The organism is Pseudomonas sp. P5_B2 (assembly GCF_056400445.1).
Map to the genome: position 1 here is coordinate 1 of NZ_JBFULH010000875.1, position 1,426 is coordinate 1,426.

The window sequence follows — 1,426 nt, forward strand, 5'->3', positions numbered from 1 at the left end:
CAGGGCGATATCATCCGGCATCTCCCCAAGCGTGGCCAATCCAAAAACCTGCCGCAGCCCATCCAGGGTGCCGCCCGCAGCCTTGACCCGTTGGGGCAACGCCGCTTCTTTTTCCTTGAGTGTGGGTTCTGGCAAAAGGTCCAGAATGCCATCAGACATCAGCGTCAGGCTGAACGTCGGTGGCAGCTCCAGCACGTGGTCTTCATAGGTGGMTTCGTTAAAGAGGCCCACCGGCAGACCGCGCCCTTCCAGATAACGAACACTGTCTGGCGTGTACAACACAGGCAACGGCAAATGACCACCGATGCTATAGGTCAACAAACCTGTCTCCTCGTCGATGACTCCACCGACCATTGTGACGTGTTTGCCCAGCTTACAACTGATCAGGCCTCGGTTGATATGACCAAGGACCTCTGAAGGCTTGAATTCGGGCAATGTGCCGCTGCGCTTGGACTCGAACAGCAAGCGCGTGGTCATGAACTTCAGCAGCACGGTAACGAAGGCTGAAGAGGCGCCATGCCCGGAAACGTCTGCCAGGTAGAACGCTACCCGACGCTCGTCGACCCGAAAATAGTCAACAAAATCACCCGACAAGTACAGCGACGGGATGATCTGGTGGGCAAACTGGAACTGGTCGATGGTCCAGGGGCTGACCGGCAGCATGTTCATCTGCACCTGGCGACCGGCGTTCTGGTCTTCCTGGAGCAGGTTCAGGCTAGCGGCGAGTTCACGGTTGGCCTTTTCCAGCTTCTCGCGGTAGCGCTGGTTTTCCAGCAGCAGACGCGCGCGATCCAGGGCTCGACGCACAGAATGTTCGAGCACAGCCAGATCTTCGAGGGGCTTGATCAGGTAATCCGCTGCACCCAGGCGCAACGCCTCGACCGCATCGTTCATCACGCCGGCACCCGAGACCACAATCACGGGGGTTTGCGGAGACCGCTCAGTGACCTGGCGAATAAGTTCGAGTCCGCCCATCTGCGGCATGCGCAGATCGCAGATGACCAAGTCGGGCTTGTCTTGCTCGAATACCTGAAGACCCTGCTGGCCATTACTGGCCTGCAGGACACTGAAACCACTGTCTTCCAAATAGGCCGCGAGACTCGCGCGCACTACTTCGTCATCATCGATTATCAGCAGCGTGGCACTGGTTTTTGGCATGTGGGCAAACGGCGCCAGAATTAGGTTGGCGTAGCAGGCAAGGGCTTTAGCCCGGCTCAGACTACTGGATTTGCTTTCTAGCCACTCCGTCGCACCGTTTTCGAGCGTTTGCCCTACTCACACGTACACCAGAGGTGCCCTTCTAAGGCGCAGACGGTACTCCCATCCGCGGGGCGTTTCAAGCTCACGGCGATGGTCGCTTGGCGTCTTTGCTTGTCTAATCACAGGGAGTTATAAGAACGGACAATTACGTAACCCAATGGAAGGA

General features: G+C 57.5%; 1 protein-coding gene. It reads right to left on the reverse strand.

Annotated elements, in window-relative coordinates; all coding sequences use genetic code 11:
- Positions 1-1,158, reverse strand: a 1,158-nt coding sequence (gene rssB / locus AC1DRJ_RS27625) for a two-component system response regulator RssB (RefSeq protein ID WP_477804941.1), incomplete at its 3' end; no start/stop codon positions are given.
- Between the last annotated feature and the right edge of the window lie 268 nt (positions 1,159-1,426).